The sequence below is a fragment of the Acetobacter conturbans genome (genome assembly GCF_011516755.1).
GTDB lineage: Bacteria > Pseudomonadota > Alphaproteobacteria > Acetobacterales > Acetobacteraceae > Acetobacter > Acetobacter conturbans.
Genome location: NZ_WOSY01000025.1, coordinates 1 through 17,455 on the forward strand (window position 1 = coordinate 1; position 17,455 = coordinate 17,455).

General features: G+C 62.1%; 19 protein-coding genes. 12 read left to right on the top strand and 7 right to left on the bottom strand.

Features of this window, described 5'->3' with window-relative positions; genetic code table 11:
- Positions 1 to 106 precede the first annotated feature (106 nt).
- The 5 genes from GOB81_RS18060 to hmpA all read right to left on the bottom strand — a co-directional run bounded on the left by GOB81_RS18060 (position 107) and on the right by hmpA (position 5,580).
- A complete protein-coding gene (locus GOB81_RS18060) occupies positions 107 to 313 on the bottom strand; it encodes a PAS domain-containing protein (protein ID WP_173571242.1) in 207 nt (68 codons plus the stop codon).
- Between the two features lie 85 nt (positions 314 to 398).
- Entirely contained in the window at positions 399 to 809 is a 411-nt protein-coding gene (locus GOB81_RS15480) for a DUF488 domain-containing protein (RefSeq protein ID WP_062020791.1), read from the bottom strand.
- Positions 806 to 3,148, bottom strand: coding sequence for a nitric-oxide reductase large subunit (locus GOB81_RS15485; RefSeq protein ID WP_062247520.1), 2,343 nt, complete (start codon positions 3,146 to 3,148; stop codon positions 806 to 808). Before GOB81_RS15485 ends, GOB81_RS15480 begins: the two co-directional genes overlap by 4 nt.
- 4 nt (positions 3,149 to 3,152) lie before the next feature.
- Complete coding sequence (locus GOB81_RS15490) at positions 3,153 to 4,253, bottom strand: IS630 family transposase (protein ID WP_019092710.1); 1,101 nt, start codon at positions 4,251 to 4,253, stop codon at positions 3,153 to 3,155.
- A 112-nt stretch (positions 4,254 to 4,365) separates the two neighbouring features.
- Complete coding sequence (gene hmpA / locus GOB81_RS15495; protein WP_062020783.1) at positions 4,366 to 5,580, bottom strand: NO-inducible flavohemoprotein; 1,215 nt, start codon at positions 5,578 to 5,580, stop codon at positions 4,366 to 4,368.
- Between the two features lie 84 nt (positions 5,581 to 5,664).
- On the opposite strand from hmpA, the gene GOB81_RS15500 reads away from it, so the two are divergent.
- Positions 5,665 to 6,108 (top strand): Rrf2 family transcriptional regulator, encoded by a 444-nt coding sequence (locus tag GOB81_RS15500; protein ID WP_062020778.1) that lies wholly within the window; start codon positions 5,665 to 5,667, stop codon positions 6,106 to 6,108.
- A gap of 642 nt (positions 6,109 to 6,750) precedes the next feature.
- Here the strand turns inward: GOB81_RS15500 and GOB81_RS15505 are convergent.
- Positions 6,751 to 7,020: an HU family DNA-binding protein gene (locus GOB81_RS15505; protein WP_146892221.1), complete on the bottom strand. Its 270-nt coding sequence runs from the start codon at positions 7,018 to 7,020 to the stop codon at positions 6,751 to 6,753.
- Between the two features lie 214 nt (positions 7,021 to 7,234).
- On the opposite strand from GOB81_RS15505, the gene trbB reads away from it, so the two are divergent.
- Genes trbB through GOB81_RS15560 form a run of 11 tightly spaced genes read left to right on the top strand, consistent with a single transcriptional unit; the run spans position 7,235 to position 16,588 of the window.
- A complete protein-coding gene (gene trbB, locus GOB81_RS15510; RefSeq protein ID WP_173571229.1) occupies positions 7,235 to 8,203 on the top strand; it encodes a P-type conjugative transfer ATPase TrbB in 969 nt (322 codons plus the stop codon).
- The gene (locus GOB81_RS15515) at positions 8,200 to 8,526 is read left to right on the top strand and encodes a TrbC/VirB2 family protein (RefSeq protein WP_053323596.1); all 327 of its coding nucleotides are present in this window, start codon (positions 8,200 to 8,202) and stop codon (positions 8,524 to 8,526) included. The genes trbB and GOB81_RS15515 overlap by 4 nt, the downstream gene beginning before the upstream one ends.
- A complete protein-coding gene (locus GOB81_RS15520) occupies positions 8,526 to 8,792 on the top strand; it encodes a VirB3 family type IV secretion system protein (protein ID WP_114726164.1) in 267 nt (88 codons plus the stop codon). Before GOB81_RS15515 ends, GOB81_RS15520 begins: the two co-directional genes overlap by 1 nt.
- A 7-nt stretch (positions 8,793 to 8,799) precedes the next feature.
- Entirely contained in the window at positions 8,800 to 11,226 is a 2,427-nt protein-coding gene (trbE, locus tag GOB81_RS15525; protein WP_173571230.1) for a conjugal transfer protein TrbE, read from the top strand.
- Positions 11,223 to 11,969: a P-type conjugative transfer protein TrbJ gene (trbJ, locus tag GOB81_RS15530; protein ID WP_173571231.1), complete on the top strand. Its 747-nt coding sequence runs from the start codon at positions 11,223 to 11,225 to the stop codon at positions 11,967 to 11,969. The genes trbE and trbJ overlap by 4 nt, the downstream gene beginning before the upstream one ends.
- Positions 11,969 to 12,241, top strand: a complete 273-nt coding sequence (trbK-alt, locus tag GOB81_RS15535) for a putative entry exclusion protein TrbK-alt (protein WP_173571232.1) — start codon at positions 11,969 to 11,971, stop codon at positions 12,239 to 12,241. Before trbJ ends, trbK-alt begins: the two co-directional genes overlap by 1 nt.
- 4 nt (positions 12,242 to 12,245) lie before the next feature.
- A complete protein-coding gene (trbL, locus tag GOB81_RS15540) occupies positions 12,246 to 13,499 on the top strand; it encodes a P-type conjugative transfer protein TrbL (protein WP_053323601.1) in 1,254 nt (417 codons plus the stop codon).
- Positions 13,500 to 13,501: 2 nt separating this feature from the next.
- On the top strand, positions 13,502 to 14,182 hold the full coding sequence (trbF, locus tag GOB81_RS15545) for a conjugal transfer protein TrbF (RefSeq protein WP_053323602.1): 681 nt from the start codon (positions 13,502 to 13,504) through the stop codon (positions 14,180 to 14,182).
- Positions 14,182 to 15,168: a P-type conjugative transfer protein TrbG gene (trbG, locus tag GOB81_RS15550; protein WP_053323603.1), complete on the top strand. Its 987-nt coding sequence runs from the start codon at positions 14,182 to 14,184 to the stop codon at positions 15,166 to 15,168. The genes trbF and trbG overlap by 1 nt, the downstream gene beginning before the upstream one ends.
- On the top strand, positions 15,165 to 16,325 hold the full coding sequence (locus GOB81_RS15555) for a TrbI/VirB10 family protein (protein WP_053323604.1): 1,161 nt from the start codon (positions 15,165 to 15,167) through the stop codon (positions 16,323 to 16,325). The genes trbG and GOB81_RS15555 overlap by 4 nt, the downstream gene beginning before the upstream one ends.
- Positions 16,322 to 16,588, top strand: a complete 267-nt coding sequence (locus tag GOB81_RS15560; protein WP_173571233.1) for a DUF2274 domain-containing protein — start codon at positions 16,322 to 16,324, stop codon at positions 16,586 to 16,588. The genes GOB81_RS15555 and GOB81_RS15560 overlap by 4 nt, the downstream gene beginning before the upstream one ends.
- On the opposite strand, the gene GOB81_RS15565 is transcribed toward GOB81_RS15560, so the two are convergent.
- Entirely contained in the window at positions 16,494 to 17,417 is a 924-nt protein-coding gene (locus GOB81_RS15565; protein WP_173571234.1) for a LysR family transcriptional regulator, read from the bottom strand. The genes GOB81_RS15560 and GOB81_RS15565 overlap by 95 nt on opposite strands.
- Between the last annotated feature and the right edge of the window lie 38 nt (positions 17,418 to 17,455).

Consider the following 17,455-nt stretch of genomic DNA (forward strand, 5'->3'; position numbering starts at 1 on the left):
ACACCCATGATCTGGGCGTCAGTAAAGCGATCACTCTTCATCAGAATCTCCTCAATTCTTACGCTGAGAAAATTCTCATTCAAAAGTCACTCTTTTTATGGGGGGATTACCGACCGTCGGACGTCATCGCGGGAACGGCAAGCAACTCGTCCGCCACATAACGACTCTGACCGGTCTGAAGCACGCGATTCCATCCTTCCCGCTGCCGTACCTGTAGCTTTTCGAGAATGATGATATCAAGCGAGCGACCAAGAGCCTGATCTTTGGTGAACCCGAAGTTTCTTACCGCGCTCGGGTTCCAGAATCGGATGATCCCCCCGGGTCGGCGGCGAGGATCGCATCAGCGCGCGTTTCAAGCAACGCCCGAGTGAGGCGTTCTGCGAAATCAACGTGTTGTGTTATGACTGATCCCCTCGTCCATGGCTCGAAGATTTAACCGTCGCGACATCGCACAGAAAATCCCGAAGAACGAGTGCATGGTTATGGAGAGGATCATGCGCCGCATAAAGAAGCGTGATCCTGCTTTTCTTCGCCAGTCCCACAAGACGGGCGATCTCGGCATTTCCGTTTGAAAGCTCATGACGGTATCGCAGCCGGAATTCGTCCCAATGCGCCGGATCATGGCCGAACCAGTGACGCAGGTCCGGACTTGGCGCCACGTCCTTCAGCCAAAAATCCATCTTCACGTCGGCTTTGTGCAGCCCTCGCGGCCAAAGGCGGTCCACCAGCACGCGCAGGCCGTCGCTGGGCGCGGAGGCATCGTACACGCGCTTGAGCCTCACATCCGGAGTGTCATGTTGCGCCGTCATGACACGTTCTCCACCGGACGGCTCGCGGCAAGTGTCCTCGAACCGGGAATGAACCGCCGCATCCAACCAGGATAGACCGGCGTAAGCTTGACAAGAAAATCCCACGCCATAATCAGTGCACCAGCCGCAAAGACAACGTCGCCCGGCAGCCGCATCCATTGCCAGAACAGGGTCTTGTCATAGAATTCGGCGCTGCGGGCGTAAGCATAGCCATGCTGATAGACTGCGAGCAGTTGAGGCCAGCCGATTGGGAAGAAATTGAGCAGCGTCCACAAAACCAGTCCCGCATTGTAGAGCCAGAATGCCCACAGGCCAGCTCGTTCGGAGAAACCGGCTTTTTCAGCATGAATGTAACGCAGGCAGAAATAGATCAAACCGATCGCGAGTTCGCCAAACGCGCCGAAAAGAGACGAGTGCGCGTGGTTGAGCGTCAGAAAGGTGCCATGTTCATAATAGTTCACCAGTGGCGCATTCAGTAGACCGCCGCCATAAACCCCGGCGCCCACGAAGTTCCAGAACGCAGCACCGATGACATAGATGGTCCCGAGACGATAGCGGAAATCCTTCTGCTTCCTGATTATTCGATAGTGGCTGATTCCCTCCATGATAAGCAATACAAGTGGCAGCACCTCGATGAAGGAGAACATCGTGCCGAATGGGATCCACAGGCTCGGCTCGCCCGCCCAGTAAAGATGGTGCCCCGTGCCGATCACGCCACCGAGGAAGATCAGGATGACTTCGAAATACATGCCTCGCTCGGCGAGGCAGCGCGATATCAACCCCGTGGCCATCAGCGTCCAGGCAGTCATCGCCGCCGCGAAGAACTCGAAGGACTGTTCAACCCACAGATGGACGACCCACCAGCGCCAGAAATCCGAGATCGTGAAGGATTTCTCAATGCCCGTCAGCGGAATCATGCCACAGGCATACAGCAGTGCGACATTAACGGTAGACGCCCAGATGAGATGTTCCAGCCGGATATGACCGGACCAGAAACTGCGCGCCGCACGAGTCCACAATGAAACCGATGGCCACAGAGCCCGCATCACAAGGACGCTCCACAAAAGCAGTCCTCCGAAGAAGCCAATCTGCCAGAAGCGGCCGAGCTGGATATAGGACAACCCCTGATTTCCGAACCAGAACCAGTTGCCGTCGATCACCCCCATGACACCGAGATAGTTTCCCACCAGGCCACAGACCACTACGAAGACCGTTGCCCAGAACAGCGCGTCCACGAGCCAGCCCTGACCTTTGGCTTCTTTTCCATCGGCGATGACCGGTGCAAGAAACAGCGCCGCGCCGATCCACGACAGGCCGATCCAGACAATAGGCGCCTGAATATGAAGATCACGCATGACATTGAACGGAACGTATCGATTAATATCGATACCGTAAAAACTCGTCCGGTCGTAATACATATGGGCCATGACGGAGCCGACCAGAATCTGCACCAGCAGCAGTGCCGCAACCAGAAGGAAATATTTCCAGACTTTCCTCTGACTCGGTGTCAACGGATGAACGACGAGAAGCTCCGCGTCCCGAGCCGCCGTGTCTGCGTCGTTGAGCCAATATTCGTAGATAAAGAGCACGGCACCAAAAGCCAGAAAAACAAAGCCAAAGCTCGCCCATGTCCAGATGAAAGTCTCGCCCGTCGGAGCGTTCTCCACCAGCGGCTCGTAAGGCCAGTTCTGTGTCCAGGAATAGTTCGTGCCAGGACGCCATGCGACGGTCGTCAAAGCCGAATAGATCAGAAAGTCGGCCGTCTTGACCGCGAGCGCGGGTGAGAGACTCTGTGCTGCGGTCCAGCCGGCCTTGCGGTTCGGATGGAGCAGACCGTCCGCGGTTGCCATGCGGACGGACACGATCGCCGCCACAAGCTCGCCAGGCAGCGTCACAGTCGAGGCAGTTAGATCGAGATGATGAAGATCGTCGCGCATTTTCGCCGTAATGGCGTCCTGCCGCTCTTTCGGAAGATATGCGAACGCCGCACCATCGTCTGCGCTTGCGATGTTATCGCGCGTGGCGAGCGCCAGCCGCTTCATGATTGAGGCAGTGTAATCCTCGCCATAATAGGAGCCCATGCCATACAGGCTACCATAGTCCATCAGATCGGCTTTCTGGAAACCGCCCTTTCCTGAAACGATATCCGCACCTGTCATGAGAATGGAGCCGTCGGCCGAGACGAATTTCTCCGGCTGCGGAGGCGCACCCTTGTAGGTCGCTTGTGTCGTCCAGATGAGAAGCGCCGCAGTCAGAAGACCGGTCGCGAGGAGAATCCATTTCAGGACGGTACTGACCGGATCCGCGACCGGCCTGACAATGGAAGATGAGTCCGACATCGCACTAGTGTCCTGATTCTGAAGTTTCGCTGATTTTGGTAGTACGGAGGCAGAATCGCTTGACGGCCTGCAGGATGTCGTCGGCGGATCTGGTCCATTTGAAGGGCTTGGGCTGTTCGTTATGGACGGCGATGAAAGCCCTGATGTCGGCCTCCAGGGCTTCGGTCGAACGGTGAATGCCGCGCCTGATCTGCTTTTCAGTGACGAGAGCGAAAAACCGCTCCACCTGATTGATCCATGAGGCCCCGGTCGGCGTAAAATGAACGTGCCAGCGCGGGCGCCTGGCCAACCAGTCACGGATCAGCTTCGTCTTGTGGGTGGCATAGTTATCCATCACCAGATGGATATCGAGGTCAGTCGGCACATTGGTTTCGATCTGGTCAAGGAATTTGCGGAATTCCGTGGATCGGTGCTTCGGATAACACTTTCCAATGATGGTGCCGGTGGCAATGTCGAGAGCTGCGAACAGTGAGGTCGTACCGTGGCGGGTATAGTCATGTGTCCGCCGCTCGACCTGGCCGGGCCGCATCGGGAGCATGGGCTGGCTGCGATCCAGCGCCTGGATCTGGCTCTTCTCATCCACGCACAGTACCAGCGCACGCTCCGGCGGTGCCATATACAGACCAACGATGTCGCGGACCTTCTCCACGAAGAGAGGGTCGTTCGACAGTTTGAAGGTCTCTGTTCGATGCGGCTGTAACCCGAACGCTTTCCAGATGCGATGGATCGTTGACGGTGCATATCCCACGGCCTGTGCCATCGAGCGCAGCGACCAATGCGTAGCACCGCGCGGGGTTTCTTCCAGTGTCCGGCGGATCGTCTCCGCGATTTCCCCGTCGCCGATCGAGCGTGGTGTCCCCGGCCGGGGTTCATCGTAAAGCCCGTCCAGACGGTCCGTCGCAAAACGCCGGCGCCACTTGCCAACCGTGTTGATGTCCGCGCCCGTCAGGTCACGGATCGCCTTGTTCTCATGCCCATCGGCTGCGGCAAGGACAATACGGGCTCGCCGCGCAAGCGCCTGGCCCGTCTTGCGCGCCCTTGCCAGAGATTCCAGTTCCTGACGCTCCAATGCCGTCAGTTCAATCGCAACCGCTACACGTCCCATTCGATTACCCCTGCCATCAGGATAATCATATAAACTTCTCGATCAGGACACTAGCTCCTGATAAGGTCGTGTGAGGGGGCGCGCCCCCTCACTGTGAACGCCCAAAAAAATATCAGGCTGCGGAGAGAACCAGATCGGGGTCGGCGGCGGAGCCGAAGAACTCGTAACGGATCTGCTTCGCCGGCAGATTCTCGGTCCGTAGCGCGTCGACCATATCTCTCATGAAGGAATCCGGCCCGCAGATGTAATAGGTCGCGGAACGGTCGAGGTTCTGCTTTACCCAAGCGGTCGTGACACGCCCAGCGTGGGCGGCAACACCATGACTGACAGCGGGCACGCTCTCTTTCGCATAGAAGAAATCCGCCGCCAGAATACCTCGGCTGGCAAGGTCTTCGATTTCCGGACGGAAAGCTGCCAACGCCTCGGTATCCGCGCCGTGAACGTAGTGAATCTTCCGCTTCACGGATGTCTGCGCCAGCTCGCCGAGCATCGACATCACGGGCGTAAGACCAACACCGGCCGTCAGGAACACGACAGGAGATTCACTTGTCTCGTCGAGGAAGAAATCACCGGCGGGATTGGCAACCTGGAGCATGTCTCCCTCCTTCACCGTCTCATGCAACCATGTCGAGACGACGCCGCCATCCTGTTGTCGCACGCTAATGCGGTAATGATCCGCGCCGGGTTCCGAGGAAATGCTGTAATTCCGGCGCTGAGAGCCATGACCGGGAACATCCAGCTTGAAGCTGAGATACTGTCCCGCCTTATGGCGAAAGAGCGCGCCGCCGTCGACGGGAACCAGTTCGAACGAGGTGATTGTCGGAGTCTCGGCGCGACGTGAGCGAACGCGAAAAGCGCGCCATCCGGCCCAACCTCCCGGTGCGTCCTTATGCTCGTCGTAAATCTGCTTCTCACGGCCGATAAGGATATCCGCCAGAAACCAGTAGGCTTTGCCCCACGCCTCGGCGATCTCCGGCGTCGCGGCATCCCCGAGAACATGGCCGATCGCGCCGAGTAGCGCCTCTGCTACATATGGATAATGCTCGGGCAGGATGTTCAGACCGACATGCTTCTCAGCAATTCTCTCGACCATGCCGCCGAGCGCGCCGAGGTCGTTGATATGTTCGGCATAGCACAGCACTGCCAGCGCCAGCGCCTTGGGCTGTTCGCCATCCTGCTGATGGGAGAGATTGAACAGGTCGCGAATGGCCGGGGTGGAGAGCAGGCGCTTGTACATTTCTGTCGTGATGGCCGTTCCGTGCGCCTTCAGCGCGGGGACGGTCGCGGAGATGATCGCGCGCGTCTTGTCGTCGAGAGGAGCGGACATGGTGCCCTCCTTTAGGGTTTACGATCCGCACATCTTTTTGACCGTATTGGAAAACATGTCAAGTTGGTGCATCTTTACCCGACCATGAAACTTACGTTGCAAACCGACTATGCCTTGCGCGCCCTGATCTATCTGGGCGCCCGGACCGAACGACTCTGCTCCATTCGTGAAATCGCCATGGCGTACGGGATCTCGGAGGCACATATGGTCAAGGTCGTCCACAAGCTGGGCCAGGGGGGATTCGCCGAAACCCTGCGCGGTCGTAACGGTGGCCTACGGTTTGGACGGCCAGCGAAGGACATCATGATCGGCGATGTCGTATGCTATTTCGAAGAAAACATGGCTCTGCTAGGATGTCTGGAAAAGAGCGCTGAGACGACGCTCTGCAAGTTAATGCCCGCCTGCCGCCTGCGGAGCGGCCTTAATCAGGCAACGCAGGCGATGATGGCGGTTCTGAATGACTGCACTCTGGCAGACGTCATTACGCCCTTCGAGATCGCCCAACTGACGAAACGTGAAACGTCTTAATCATTTATTATTATTGGCCAGATGTTGAGTGTTAGATGGCCCTCAAGCGAATTGCAGCAATCAGATATATCCTTTGAACCAGGAGCATGGCGCCAAGATTCAAAAGTCCCGTTTACCTATAGCGACGCGTTCGCGAAGCTGCAGGACAGCGAAGTCGAGAAAGCCCCTGATCTTCAATGGCAGTAGATCATGACAGGTATAAAGAAGGCTGACTGGAACGGGGTTTGACTGTAAAGCCGCAAGCACAACTTGCAATTTTCCCTCTTTGACGGCCTCCATTGCCTGATAGAATAGCAATCTTGTCGCACCCACCCCGCTGTTATCCCGCATATCTCACAGAAATCTTGAGGACATGGCCAACGCTACACTCTGTCTGCATCGGGTCTCCGATCTCGCTCGCGGATTTTCCTTTTTCAACAAGAACTTTCACCAATTTCAGAGCCCGATGCACCCACTCGTGTGAGATATGCGGGCTAGTCCGCCATCGCCCCAAACTCGATAGTAAAGTTTTGAACCAATAATGTCTGCTTTACGAAAGGCCAAACTCTTACCTAAGTGTCCGAGAAGAGGGCGGAAACTGCCAGTCTCCTATCTTCTATTCCCGAACATTACCGTCTGGAGGTCATTGGACGATGCGGCCAATCAGACCGCCTTCTTGAGATTCGGACTAGCCTTGAACCGCACGGTCTTGCCGGCGTTGACCTTCACCGGCTCACCGGTGCGGGGATTGAGCGTCTTGCGGGCCTTGGTCTTGTGGACGGAAAACGTCCCGAAGGACGGCAGCGTGAAGCCACCCTCCTGCTCCAGTTCGGCGACAATGGCACCAACCAGATCATCGGCGGCCTTGGCGGTGGCAACGCCGGTGCAGGCAAGGGAGTCCTGAAGAACGGCGGCAATGAAGGCTTTGCTCATGCGGGCGCAGGTCCGTGTCGTGGTCGATTCCGCAAACGGTAGCAGCGCCCTTTCGCCCCGTCACCGCTGAAACGGCGACACACCCCTATGCAAGTTCTTCTATCCCAGCGCCCTACACCCATCAGACACTTGTTGCGCTTCCGTGTTCATGGCTCTTTCTAATCGACCCCGCTGATCCACCGCCTCCCTCGGGAGGTCAAATGCGGGGTTTCCTGTGTCCGTCGCTCCCTTCCGCTCCGAAGCCGTCGCCCGTGGCACGCGCATGCTGCGCACCGCCCTGGGGTCGGCGATTGCCGGGCATCTCGACGATCCGTCGATCGTCGAGGTGATGCTTAATCCCGACGGCCGGTTGTGGATCGACCGGCTGGCCGGCGGGATGGAGGACACCGGCACCCGGATCGCGCCAGCCGACGCCGAGCGGATCGTCCGCCTGGTCGCCCACCATGTCGGGGCCGAGGTCCATCCGGGCAGTCCGCGCGTCTCCGCCGAACTGCCGGGAAGCGGGGAACGGTTCGAAGGACTGGTGCCTCCGGTGGTGGTGGCACCCTGCTTCGCCATCCGGCGCCCGGCCATCGCGGTGTTCTCGCTCGACGATTATGTGGCTGGCGGGATCATGACCGCCGCACAGGCCACGTTTCTGCGCCGCGCCATCGCCGAGCGGAAGAACATCCTGGTTGCCGGCGGCACCTCCACCGGCAAGACCACCCTGGTCAACGCGCTGCTGGCCGAGATCGCGCAGACCGGCGACCGGGTGGTGCTGATCGAAGACACCCGCGAATTGCAATGCGCGGCCCCTAATCTGGTCGCCCTGCGCACCAGGGACGGCGCCGCCTCGCTCTCCGACCTGGTCCGCTCCTCGCTGCGTCTGCGCCCCGACCGGATTCCGATCGGCGAGGTGCGCGGCGCCGAGGCGCTCGACCTGCTCAAGGCCTGGGGCACCGGCCATCCCGGCGGCGTCGGCACCCTGCATGCCGGGTCGGCGATCGGCGCCCTGCGCCGGCTGGAGCAATTGATCCAGGAAGCCGTCGTCACCGTACCGCGCGCCCTGATCGCCGAGACCATCGACGTCATCGCGGTGCTGTCCGGGCGCGGCAGCGCGCGTCGGCTGGCTGAACTCGCCACCGTCCAGGGCCTGAGCCCGGACGGGGACTACATCCTCGCACCCGCCGGAGATCCGTTATGACCCACATGATCGCTCTGCGCCGTCGCTTTGTCGTGGCCGGCGCAACCCTCTCGCTCGCCCTGCTGTCGGCCCCAGCCTATGCCGCCGGTTCGAGCATGCCATGGGAGGAACCGCTCAACCAGATACTGGAAAGTGTGCAGGGGCCGGTGGCCAAGATCATCTCGGTGATCATCATCACCGTGACTGGCCTGACCCTGGCCTTCGGCGAGACCTCGGGCGGGTTCCGCCGTCTGATCCAGATCGTCTTCGGCCTGTCGATCGCCTTTGCCGCGTCCAGCTTCTTCCTGTCCTTCTTCTCCTTCTCGGGCGGGGCGCTGATCTGATGGAGCCGGACGCCATCCCCGGCTTCACCGCCCCGGTGCATCGCGCCCTGATCGAGCCGATCCTGCTCGGCGGGGCGCCGCGCACGGTGGCGATCGTCAACGGCACGCTGTCGGCGGCAATCGGCCTCGGGCTGCGGTTGTGGATCGCCGGCGGGATCTTCTGGCTGGTCGGCCATCTCGCTGCCGTCTGGGCCGCCAAGCGCGATCCTGCCTTCGTCGACGTGGTGCGTCGGCATCTGCGCTATCCCACCCATCTGGTCGGGTGAGGGCGCCATGCTGAACCTCGCCGAATACCGCCATCGCCGTGACCGGCTGGCCGATTTCCTGCCCTGGGCGGCGCTGGTCGCCCGGGGCGTGGTGCTGAACAAGGATGGCGCCTTCCAGCGCACCGCCCGGTTCCGCGGCCCGGACCTGGACTCCTCGACCGCCTCGGAACTGGTCGCGATCACGTCCCGCCTGAACAACGCCCTACGCCGGCTTGGGTCCGGCTGGGCCATTTTCGTTGAAGCGCAGCGCCGCCAGGCGCGGGGCTATCCTTCCAGCCCGTTCCCAGATCCAGCCTCCGAACTGGTCGACGCCGAACGCCGGGCGCAGTTCGAGGAAGAGGGGGCGCATTACGAGAGCCATTATTTCCTGACCCTGGTCTGGCTACCGCCCGCGGACGATGCCGCCCGCGCGGAAGCCTGGCTCTACGAGAACCGCGCCCGTGGCGGTTCCGACTGGCAGGCCGTGGTCGCGGGCTTCATCGACCAGACCGATCGGGTGCTGGCGCTGCTCGACGGCTTCATGCCGGAGGCCGACTGGCTCGATGACGCCGAGACCCTGACCTATCTTCATTCCTGCATCTCCACGCGCCTGCAGCGGGTGCGGGTGCCCGAGATTCCGATGCACCTCGACGCCATCCTGGTCGACGAGGAACTGACCGGCGGGCTGGAGCCGCGCCTGGGCGACGCCCATCTGCGCACGCTCACCGTGACCGGCTTCCCGACCCAGACCTGGCCGGGGCTGCTGGATGAGCTGAACCGTCTGGCCTTTCCCTATCGCTGGTCGACGCGGGCGATCTGCCTCGACCGCACTGACGCCACGAAAGTGCTGGGCCGGATCCGGCGGCAATGGTTTGCCAAGCGCAAATCGATCATGGCCATCCTCAAGGAGGTGATGACCAACGAAGCCTCGGTGCTGCTGGATTCCGACGCCGCCAACAAGGCGGCCGACGCCGATGCGGCGTTGCAGGAACTCGGCACCGATCAGGTCGGGCAAGCGTACGTCACCGCTACCGTCACGGTCTGGGACGAGGATCCTGTGATCGCCGCCGACCGGCTGCGTCTGGTGGAGAAGACCATCCAGGGCCGCGACTTCACCTGCATGCGCGAGACGGTGAATGCGCTCGAAGCCTGGTTCGGCAGCCTGCCGGGGCATGTCTACGCCAATGTGCGCCAGCCCTGCGTCTCGACCCTGAACCTGGCGCATATGATCCCGCTCTCCGCAGTGTGGGCCGGGCCGGAGCGGGACGGGCATTTCAACGCGCCGCCGCTGTTCTATGCCCGCACCGAAGGCTCGACGCCGTTCCGCTTCGCACTCCACGTCGGCGATGTCGGCCACACGCTGATCGCCGGGCCGACGGGAGCCGGCAAGTCCGTGCTGCTGGCCTTTATGGCGATGCAGTTCCGCCGCTATGCCGGTGCCCGGATCTTCGCCTTCGATTTCGGTGGCTCGATCCGCGCTGCTACCTTGGCGATGGGTGGCGACTGGCATGATCTCGGCGGCGCGTTGTCGCAGGATGGGAATGATGCAGTCGCGTTGCAGCCGCTGGCGCGGATCGATGAGTTGGGCGATCGGGCCTGGGCGGCGGAATGGGTGGCGACCCTGCTGGAACGCGAGGGCGTCGCGGTTGCCCCCGACCTCAAGGAACACCTGTGGTCGGCGCTGACTTCGTTGGCCTCGGCCCCGGTCGCGGAACGCACCCTCACCGGTCTGTCGGCGCTGCTTCAATCACTGGCGCTGAAGCAGGCGTTGCAGCCTTATTGTGTTGGTGGCCCGTGGGGACAGTTGCTCGACGCCGAGCATGAACGTCTCGGCGTCGCCGATATCCAGGCCTTCGAGATCGAGGGGCTGATCGGCTCCGGCGCGGCGTCCGCCGTGCTGTCCTATCTGTTCCACCGCATCGAGGACAGCTTTGATGGCAGCCCGACGCTGCTGATCATCGACGAGGGTTGGCTGGCGCTGGATGATCGCGCCTTCGCCGGACAGCTCCGGGAATGGCTGAAGACGCTGCGCAAGAAGAACGCCTCCGTCATCTTCGCCACCCAGTCGCTGGCCGATATCGATGCCAGTCCGATCGCCCCCGCGCTGATCGAAAGCTGCCCGACCCGTATATTCCTGCCCAACGACCGGGCGCTGGAGCCGCAGATCACCGCGATCTATCGCCGGTTCGGGTTGAACGACCGGCAGATCGAGATCCTTAGCCGGGCGACACCCAAGCGCGACTATTACTGTCAGTCCCGTCGCGGCAACCGGTTGTTCGATCTCGGCCTATCCGAGGTGGCGCTGGCTTTCACCGCCGCGTCGTCACCCGACGACCAGACCGCCATCGACCGGATTTTTTCCCGTCATGGCCGTGACGGGTTGGCGGCTGCCTGGCTGGCGCACAAAGGCGTCGAGTGGGCGGTCGAGATGCTCAATCCGGGAGAGGGGTCATGAGAAACATGCTGATAAAAAAATCAGCTTTCATGTTCGGCGCTGGCTTTGTGCTCCCGCTTGTCCTGAGCGCGCCGGCCCGCGCGCAATGGGCGGTCTATGACGGTGCCAATCATGTGCAGAGCGTCCTGATTGCGGCGCGGGAATTGCAGCAGGTCAACCAGCAGGCGCAGAGCCTGCTCAATGAGGCGACCATGCTGGAGAACCAGGCCCGCAATCTGACCAGTCTGCCGTTCTCCGTGCTGGCACCGCTGGAGCAGTCGATCGCGCAGACCGAGCAGATCGTCGGCCAGGCGCAGGGGCTCTCTTATAACCTGACCAGCATCGATCAGGCGTTTTCGCAGACCTATCCGCAGGCGCTGGGTAGCCCGAGTTCGGCGGCGCAGATGACCGCCGACGCCCAGACGCGATGGCAGAACGCGCGGGGCGCCTATCAGGACGGGCTGCGCGTGCAGACCGGCGCGGTGCAGAATCTCGATGCCACGCGCAGCCAGATCGACAGTCTGGTGACGTCGAGCCAGGCGGCGACGGGCGCCCTACAGGCCGCGCAATCGGGCAACCAGCTTACCGCGCTGCAGACGCGCCAGCTTGCCGACCTTACCGCAGTCGTCATGGCGATGGGCCGCGCCCAGGCGCTGGAAGGCGCGCGTCAGGAAGAGAGCGAGGAGCAGGGCAGGGCGCAACTGGCGAATTTCCTCAATTACGGGGCCGGTTATACGCCTGGCACCGCGCAGATGTTCCACTGATGCGCGGGTTACGTCTCTCCCCGCCGATCGTCTTCCGGCTCGTTGCCGTCGGGCTGGTCGTTCTGATTCTGGTCGCCGCGAGCCTGCATCTCCGGCATGTGCCCCGTGACGTCGAGGTGCTGGATCTCGGGCCACCAGGCTCGCGTGACCGGCTTGTCGCCGGTCTCGCGCGCTGCCAGGCGCTCGGCATGAAGGCCGACGGCGACCCGGCCTGCGCTGCGATCTGGGCCGAGAACCGCAAGCGCTTTTTCGCGCCCGACGCGGCACGGTGACGCCATGCAGCAGGGCACCGGCGTCATCGACAATTTCCTTGCCATCTTCACCCAGTATATCGATTCCGGCTTCGGTCTGGTGCAGGGCGACGTTCACTGGCTCGCCGGTGTACTGATCACCATCGACATCACCCTGGCCGGACTATTCTGGGCGCTGGCGCCGGATGAGGACGTGCTGGCGCGGCTGATCCGCAAGACCCTGTTCATCGGGATGTTTGCCTTCATCATCGGCAATTTCAACGGGTTGGCACGGATCATTTATGAATCCTTTGCCGGGCTCGGAATTGAGGCGGGTGGTGGGCACCTCACCCAGGCGCAATTGCTCCAGCCGGGGCGGTTGGCGCAGGTCGGCATTGATGCCGGCAAGCCGATCCTGACCTCGATCTCCTCGCTGGTCGGTTTCGTCGCCATCTTCAACAATGCGATCCAGATCGCGGTATTGCTGATTGCCTGGCTGATCGTGGTCATCAGCTTCTTCGTCATGGCGATCCAGCTCTTCGTGGCGCTGATCGAGTTCAAGCTGACCACGCTCGCAGGCTTCGTACTGGTGCCGTTCGGCCTGTTCGGTCGCACCGCCTTCCTCGCGGAGAAGGTGCTGGGCAATGTGGTGTCGTCCGGGATCAAGGTGCTGATGCTCGCCGTCATCGTCGGTATCGGCTCGACAGTGTTCGGCCAGTTCACCAGCGATTTCAACAACCCGCCGACCATCAATGACGCGCTGACCCTGATCCTCGCCTCCCTGACGCTGCTCGGTCTGACCGTGTTCGGCCCGGCATTGGCCAATGGGCTGATCGCCGGCGGTCCGCAGTTGGGTGCCGGTTCCGCCGTCGCCACGGCGGCCGGGGTCGTCGGTGCCGGTGTGGCCGCTGCGTCCGGAGCCGGACTGGCTGTGGGAGCCGCGGCAGCCGCGGTGCGTGGCGGGGCCTTTGTCGCGGGCGGCACGACCGCCGCCTATCAGGCCGGAGGTGCTGCAGGCGTCGCGAAGGCCGGACTGTCCGCCGCCGCCAGCCCGTTGCGCCGCGCCATGGCCAGTGTCCGCACCAGTTATCAGGCCGGCGGAGCCGCCGCGACTGGCGGTGCGGGAGGTGCGACCGCTTCTGGCGCTGGCGGAGCTTCTGCCGGCAAGCCGCCCGCCTGGGCCAGCCGGATGCAGCGCAACAACCGGATCAGGGGCGGGGCGGATGCGGCCGCACAGGCGATTAAGGGCGGCGACCGGCCCAGTGGCGGCCACGACGTCGATCTCTCGGAGGGAGAATAACCATGTTCCGCCGCCCCACCGTGCGCTTCGGCCGGACGCCGGAGCCCGAGACGCCCTATCACAAGGCCGGGCAGGTCTGGGACGACCGCATCGGCTCGGCCCGGGTGCAGGCACGCAACTGGCGGCTGGCCTTCTTCGGCTGCCTGACCCTGAGCGGCGGCCTCGCCGCCGGGCTGGTCTGGCAGTCGCTGCGCGGTACCATCACCCCCTGGGTGGTGCAGATCGACCATCTCGGCCAGGCGCAGGCCGTCGGTCCGGCGACCGCTGCCTATCGGCCGACCGATCCGCAGATCGCCTGGTATCTGGCGCGTTTCATCTCCGAGGTGCGCGGCATCCCGGCCGATCCGGTGGTGCTGCGGCAGAACTGGCTCGATGCCTATAACTACGTCACCGACCGCGGCGCGCTGGCCCTGAATGATTATGCCCGCACCAACGATCCCTTCAGCCGGATCGGCAGGATGCAGGTTGCGATCGAGATTGCCAGCGTCATCCGCGCCTCCGATGACAGCTTCCGGGTGGAATGGATCGAGCGCCGCTATGTCGACAGCGCGCTGGCGTCCACCGAGCGCTGGAGCGCGATCCTCACCATCGTCGTCACCACCCCGACCGATGCCGAGCGGCTGCGCAAGAACCCGCTCGGCATCTACATCCACGCCCTCAACTGGTCTAGGGAACTCGGCTGATGCGCACCCTCAACACAATCGCGCCGTTCATGATCCTGCTGGCGCCGCTGGCGGCCTGCTCCTCATGGAAGCCGCCTGCCATCAGATACGACGATACGCCCCGGCAGGCGGTCCTCACCCCGGAACCGCCCAAGCCGGTGCAGGTGGTGGAGCTGCCGGAGCCCTTGCCGTTGCCGGGGCAGCTCAAGCCGATCCCCTATCGGCATGCATCACCCGAGCCCGCCGATCCGCATGAGCGGGTCGAGCGCGCCAACAGTGTGGCGCGGATCCAGCCGACGCGGGCCGGCTATCTCAATGCGATCCAGGTCTATCCCTTCTCCGAGGGTGCGCTCTATCAGCTCTATGCCGCACCCGGCGAGATCACCGACATCGCGCTGCAGCCGGGCGAGAAGCTGGTCGGTGCCGGTCCGGTCGCCGCTGGCGATACCGTGCGCTGGATCATAGGCGATACCGAGAGTGGGGCAGGGGCATCGAAACGGATTCATATCCTGCTCAAGCCGACCCGCCCGGACCTGACCACCAACCTGGTCGTCAATACCGACCGGCGCACCTATCATCTGGAACTGCGCTCCGATGAGCGGACCTATATGGCGTCGGTGTCCTGGGATTATCCGCAGGACCAGATCGTCGCCCTGCGCGGCCAGGATCGTGACGCGGATCTCGCGGCTTCGGTCGTGACCGGCGTCGATCTCGACGCGCTGAATTTTCGCTACCGGGTCGAGGGCGACGAGGCGCCGTGGCGGCCGTTGCGGGCCTTCGATGACGGGCGGCAGGTCTTTATCGAATTCCCGACCGGCATCGCCCAGGGGGAGATGCCGCCATTGTGGGTGGTCGGCCCGCAGGGCGACGGCCAACTCGTGAATTATCGGGTGCGCGGCAATCGGATGATCGTTGATCGCCTGTTCGCGGCTGCCGAACTGCGACTGGGCGCGAAGCACCAGCAGGTGGTGCGCATCGTGCGCACCGATGGAGCGCGTCGGTCGTGAGCGGGAGCACCGGAGCGGGGGAGGCGGACAAACCAGTGCCTCCCGTCAGGCCGCCGGGCGAGATGCGGTTGCGCGTGACGCGACCGCCGGTCACGCGGCTGTCGCGCAGGGTGATCATGGGGCTGACGCTGGTGGCGGTGCTCGGCGTCGGGGGCGCGCTCTATGTGGCGCTGAAGTCCGCACCCCGAACGGGCAAGGCCGAACTCTATAATACCGGCAATCGCACCACGCCGGACGGGCTGGCGAATCTGCCGGGAGACTATACCCACCCGCCGCGCCTCGGGCCTCCTTTGCCCGGCGATCTCGGCAGGCCGTTCCTCAAAGCAGGTGTGGGTGTCCCCGGCATGGCGACATCGGCGGCACCCGCCGATCCCGAAAAGCAGCGTATGGCTCAGGAGCAGGAAGCAGCACGGGTCAGCCATCTCTTTACCCAGACGCAGGTCGGGCGAAACAGTGCTGCCCCGGTGACAGCTGGTGCCACCCCGGTTCCGGCTGCCGGTGCTGCCACTGATCGCAACCAGGCGTTTCTCGATGGCCCGGTCGACCAGCGTACCGTCAGTGCCGCGCGTCTGACTCCCGCTCCCAGCCCGTATATAATCCAGGCGGGATCGATCATTTCCGGCGCGCTGATTACTGGCATCCGCTCCGACCTGCCCGGCGAGGTCACGGCGCAGGTGACGGAGAATGTCTATGACAGTCCGACCGGGCATATCCTACTGATCCCGCAGGGCGCGACGCTGATCGGCCGCTATGATTCCCAGATCGCCTATGGCCAGACCCGTGTGCTGCTGGTCTGGACCCGGCTGATGCGCGGTGCCGGGGGTTCGATCGTGCTGGAGAACGAGCCGGCCGCTGATCCGGCGGGCTTCGCCGGGCTGCAGGACCAGACCGACAGCCACTGGGGGGAGGTCTTCAAGGCTGCCCTGGTTTCGACCATCCTCAGTGTCGGTTCTGAAGCGGATATCAGCGGCGGCAATGGCATCGCCCAGGCCTTGCGGACCGGCGGCTCGCAGGGCTTCAACCAGATCGGCGAGCAGATCGTCGGACGCTCGCTGAATATCCAGTCGACCAATATCATCCGGCCGGGCTTTCCGGTGCGGGTCATGGTGCATCGTGACCTGGTTCTCGCCCCCTACGGACAGGAGGTTTCCCGATGACGAAACTCAGGCTCGGGCCAATTGCGGATGACAGGCCGATACGCGTGACCGTCGAGCTTCCCGCCGCCGTGCATCGCGATCTGGTTGAATACGGGCGGCTGCTGGCGCGTGAGAGCGGTCAGGCCGAGATCACGCCAGCAAAGCTGATTGGGCCGATGCTCGCGCGCTTTATGGCTGGCGATCGAGCCTTTTCCTTGGCAAGACGTCTTCTCGCCGGTCGTCCGGAACTAGATCACGGACAAAAGCCACGAACCGACCCGTAACGGTGTCCTGATTATTGGCATCCCAACCGAGGCGAATTTGCAATTGCGTATTCCTCTCCCGTAGTGGCCGGAAAATGACACCCGGAAAACCCTGTTCCGCCTGACTCTGGACGGCAAGGGTCATGCCATATCCAGATCCAACAAGCGCAAATACGGACTGCTTTCCCGCCGGATGACTTTCAAGGGTGATGTCGCTGCCCAAAATTTCTAGGTAACGACGTCGCACACTATAATCACCTCCCCAATCCTGTAGTAGAAATGTTTCGTTCTGCAATTCCTTGCGTGTCACGCTTTCATATTGACGTAGTGGATGCTCGCTCGGCATGGCTAACATCAGATTTTCAATGCAAAACGGAAGTGACTCAAGGTAGTCGGACTGAATGAATGGAGTGAAGAAAATCACATCCACACGATGCCGAAATAGAGCGGATTGGAGGTCAAGATCTCCCATTTCGTGAAAAGCAACTCTGATATCGGGATGTTTTTTTCGCCATGCTGATAACGCCAGCCTGATGCGTTGGCCGACGAGGGGTAGTAGACTGCCAATCCGAATGACCCCTCGGCGGCCCGTTCCTAGAATTTGCGACAAGGCTCTTATTTCGTCCCAATCATCAAGCAATGAGCTGATTCGATGGAAGAGGACATCGCCAGCCGCAGTCAGTCGAATGCCGCTGTGGGTTCTTTCCAGCAGGGTAACGCCAAGTTCATCTTCAAGGTTATCGATTGCTCTGGTCATTGTCGAAACTCTGACACCATGAAGCCAGGCCGCCCGTGTCAGGCTACCGGCCTCAACGGCAAACCTGAAATATTCGAGATTTGTACTGCGCATGGTACGAGCGAACCTGTGTCACTATCGCCAAAATCTCG

Excerpts from the sequence above, each read along its gene's own strand:
- GOB81_RS15480 (WP_062020791.1), bottom strand. The coding sequence starts at position 809 with ATGACGGCGCAACATGACACTCCGGATGTGAGGCTCAAGCGCGTGTAC.
- GOB81_RS15485 (WP_062247520.1), bottom strand. The coding sequence starts at position 3,148 with ATGTCGGACTCATCTTCCATTGTCAGGCCGGTCGCGGATCCGGTCAGT.
- GOB81_RS15490 (WP_019092710.1), bottom strand. The coding sequence starts at position 4,253 with ATGGGACGTGTAGCGGTTGCGATTGAACTGACGGCATTGGAGCGTCAG.
- hmpA (WP_062020783.1), bottom strand. The coding sequence starts at position 5,580 with ATGTCCGCTCCTCTCGACGACAAGACGCGCGCGATCATCTCCGCGACC.
- GOB81_RS15500 (WP_062020778.1), top strand. The coding sequence starts at position 5,665 with ATGAAACTTACGTTGCAAACCGACTATGCCTTGCGCGCCCTGATCTAT.
- GOB81_RS15505 (WP_146892221.1), bottom strand. The coding sequence starts at position 7,020 with ATGAGCAAAGCCTTCATTGCCGCCGTTCTTCAGGACTCCCTTGCCTGC.
- GOB81_RS15515 (WP_053323596.1), top strand. The coding sequence starts at position 8,200 with ATGACCCACATGATCGCTCTGCGCCGTCGCTTTGTCGTGGCCGGCGCA.
- GOB81_RS15520 (WP_114726164.1), top strand. The coding sequence starts at position 8,526 with ATGGAGCCGGACGCCATCCCCGGCTTCACCGCCCCGGTGCATCGCGCC.
- trbE (WP_173571230.1), top strand. The coding sequence starts at position 8,800 with ATGCTGAACCTCGCCGAATACCGCCATCGCCGTGACCGGCTGGCCGAT.
- trbJ (WP_173571231.1), top strand. The coding sequence starts at position 11,223 with ATGAGAAACATGCTGATAAAAAAATCAGCTTTCATGTTCGGCGCTGGC.
- trbK-alt (WP_173571232.1), top strand. The coding sequence starts at position 11,969 with ATGCGCGGGTTACGTCTCTCCCCGCCGATCGTCTTCCGGCTCGTTGCC.
- trbL (WP_053323601.1), top strand. The coding sequence starts at position 12,246 with ATGCAGCAGGGCACCGGCGTCATCGACAATTTCCTTGCCATCTTCACC.
- trbF (WP_053323602.1), top strand. The coding sequence starts at position 13,502 with ATGTTCCGCCGCCCCACCGTGCGCTTCGGCCGGACGCCGGAGCCCGAG.
- trbG (WP_053323603.1), top strand. The coding sequence starts at position 14,182 with ATGCGCACCCTCAACACAATCGCGCCGTTCATGATCCTGCTGGCGCCG.
- GOB81_RS15560 (WP_173571233.1), top strand. The coding sequence starts at position 16,322 with ATGACGAAACTCAGGCTCGGGCCAATTGCGGATGACAGGCCGATACGC.
- GOB81_RS15565 (WP_173571234.1), bottom strand. The coding sequence starts at position 17,417 with ATGCGCAGTACAAATCTCGAATATTTCAGGTTTGCCGTTGAGGCCGGT.